The organism is Cereibacter changlensis JA139 (assembly GCF_003034985.1).
Classification (GTDB): Bacteria; Pseudomonadota; Alphaproteobacteria; order Rhodobacterales; family Rhodobacteraceae; genus Cereibacter; species Cereibacter changlensis.
Genome location: NZ_PZKG01000266.1, coordinates 1 through 2,634, shown reverse-complemented (window position 1 = coordinate 2,634; position 2,634 = coordinate 1). Strand labels below are relative to the sequence as shown.

The following is a 2,634-nucleotide window of genomic DNA, read 5'->3' as shown; positions in this document are numbered from 1 at the left end:
GGTCTGTTGCCGGCCAGCGGGACCAGCGTTGCCCTGCGCCTGCCCGACGGGACCGAGGTCACCGAGCCGCTCGCCCGCTTCCGCGTGCTCGACCGCGGCGCCGAGGTGCCGCAGGCGCTGCTCGCCCCCAATGGCGGCTCCGTGCCCGCCATCCCCGCCGAGCCGACGCGGGCGCTGGCCCCGGTGCTGGTCGGCTGGATCACCCCCACCGCCGATCTCTCGCCGCAGCTCGGCATGCGGGTGGCGGCGCGCATCGACCTGCCGCCGGCGCCGCTCTTCGCGCAGGCGCTGTTCCACCTGCAACGGCTGTTCCTGCGCGTGACCCGGGTCTGACATGCTGCGCCCGCGCCCCGTCCCCCTGCATGCCTTCGCCCGGTCGCGGCACAACCCGGCGCGGCGCAAGGTGCCGCCGATCGGCAAGCTGGCGCTGCTCTGGGCCGAATATGCCGGCTGGCGGCTGGTCCGCCCGCCCGCCGCCCCGGCCCCCGCGCTGCGCGCCGCCCTGCCGCCCCTGCTGGCCGAGCTCGCCTCGCTGGAGGACGCAGCCCTCGACGCCCGCCTCGCCGGCCCGCGCCCCCGGGCCGAGCAGATCCTGACCGCCGCCGGCGCCCGGCCCTTCGCCGAGGCGCTGGAGGTGGTGCGCCGCGCCATGGGCTTCGCGCTGCGAGACAACCAGATCGATTGCGCGCTGTCGCTCCTGTCCGGCGACTGCGTCGAGCTGCGCACCGGCGAGGGCAAGACGCTGGCCGCCGGCCTCGCCGCGCTGGTGGCGGCGCGGGCCGGGGTCTCCTGCCATGTGGTGACGGTGAACGATTACCTCGCCCGCCGCGACCGCGAGCTGATCGCCCCCATCGCGGCGCGGATGCGGCTCAGTTCCTCGGTGCTGCTGCAGGAGCTGCAGGATGACGAGCGTCGCGCCGCCTATGACGCCGACATCGTCTATGGCGCCAACAAGAGCTTCGTCTTCGACCACCTGCGCGACAGGCGCGAGGCGCAGAGCCGGCCAGGCTCGATCCCGCGCCAGACCGGGCAAGCCTTCGCGATCTGCGACGAGGCCGACAGCGTGATGATCGACGACGCCACCGTGCCGATGATCCTCTCCGAGATTGTGGGCGAGGTGCCGGAGAACGATCTGCAGCTCTTCCGCACGCTCGACGGCTTCGCCGCCGGGCTGGAGCCGGGCGCGGGCCGGGTGCGCGACGCCAACGGCAGCTGGCGGCTGACGCTCGCCGGCCTGCGCGCGCTGGAGGCGGCGGCGGAGCACTGGCCGCATCCGGTGGCGCGCACCGACGAGATCGTGGCGCTGGCCGAGAAGGCGTTGGCGGCGCGCTGGCAGTTCCGCCGCGGCGACGCCTATGTGCTGCGCGAGGGCAAGGTCGAGATGATCGACCAGTCGACCGGGCGGCTGATGCCGGACCGGCGCTGGGAATTCGGCCTGCAGCAGATGGTCGAGATGGCGGCGGGGGCCGAGCCCTCGGCCGAGAACCGCACCGTGGCGCAGGTGACCCAGCAGTCCTTCTTCCGGCAGTACCGGCTGCTCTCCGGCCTGACCGGCACGGCGCGCGAATGCCGACCGGAGTTCTGGTCGATCTACCGCCTGCCGGTGCGCCGCATCGCGCCGCACGCGCCGCTCCGGCTGATCGACCAGGGCACGCGGGTCTTCCCGCGCGCCGCTGAAAAATGGCGCCACGTCGCCGACCGGGCCGAGGCGATGGCCGCGACGCGCGCCGTGCTGATCGGCGTGAACGACGTGACCGAGACCGAGGCGCTGGCCGCGGTCTTCGCCGCGCGCGGCCGCACCATCGCCGTGCTCGACGCGATGAGCGAGGCCGACGAGGCGGCGCTGATCGCCGAGGCCGGGCGGCAGGGCAGCATCACCCTCGCCACCCATCTGGCCGGGCGCGGCACCGACATCGCGCTCGACCCGGAGGTGCGGGCGGCGGGCGGGCTGCATGTCATCATCGCCTCCGCCATGGTGTCCTCGCGGCTGGAGCGGCAGTTCTACGGCCGGGCAGGGCGGGCGGGCGATCCCGGCAGCTATGAACGCGCCATCTCGCTTGAGGACCGCAACCTGCAGGAGGGGGCGCAGCCGCTGGACCGGCGGCTGCTCCGCCTGATGCTGTGGCTGCCGCTGGCCGGGCTGCGGCCCTGGGCGCTCGGCCAGTTGCAGGCCGGGCGCGACCGGCGGGCGCGGCGGCTGCGGCGGATCACCCTGTTGCGCGAGCAGGATCTGGTGCGGCAGGTCGGATACAGGTAGGAGAGACGGATGAAAAAGGCCTTCGCCCTTCTGTTGATGCTGGCGGCGCAGCCGGCTCGGGCCGAGCTGCCCGAGCCGCTGACCTGCCTCCTGCGTCCCGACCGCAGCTCCGACATCGGGGCCGAGACCGGCGGCATCGTCGCCTCGGTCGCGGTGAAGCGGTCGGACAGCGTGGCGCGCGGCGACCTTCTGGTGCAGCTCGACGACCGGCTGGCCCGGGCCGACCTCGCCCGCGCCACCATCGCCCGCGACATCACCGGCGACAATCTGTCGCGCGCCGAGGCGGTGACGGCGGGGCGCGGCATCTCGGCCGAGGAGGTGGCCACGCTGCGCGCCGACGCCGCCCATGGCCGAGGCCGATTTCCGCCGCGCCGAGC

General features: G+C 74.6%; 1 protein-coding gene and 2 pseudogenes. All 3 read left to right on the top strand.

Annotation, left to right across the window (positions count from 1 at the left end; all coding sequences use genetic code 11):
- Positions 1 to 333, top strand: a pseudogene (locus C5F48_RS25430) (peptidase M50); the annotation flags it as partial.
- Between the two features lies 1 nt (position 334).
- Positions 335 to 2,257, top strand: a complete 1,923-nt coding sequence (locus C5F48_RS23005) for a preprotein translocase subunit SecA (RefSeq protein WP_107666027.1) — start codon at positions 335 to 337, stop codon at positions 2,255 to 2,257.
- Between the two features lie 9 nt (positions 2,258 to 2,266).
- Positions 2,267 to 2,634 (top strand): annotated as a pseudogene (locus C5F48_RS23000) (hypothetical protein); the annotation flags it as partial.

Coding starts and splice junctions, on each gene's coding strand:
- C5F48_RS23005 (WP_107666027.1), top strand. CDS start 335: ATGCTGCGCCCGCGCCCCGTCCCCCTGCATGCCTTCGCCCGGTCGCGG.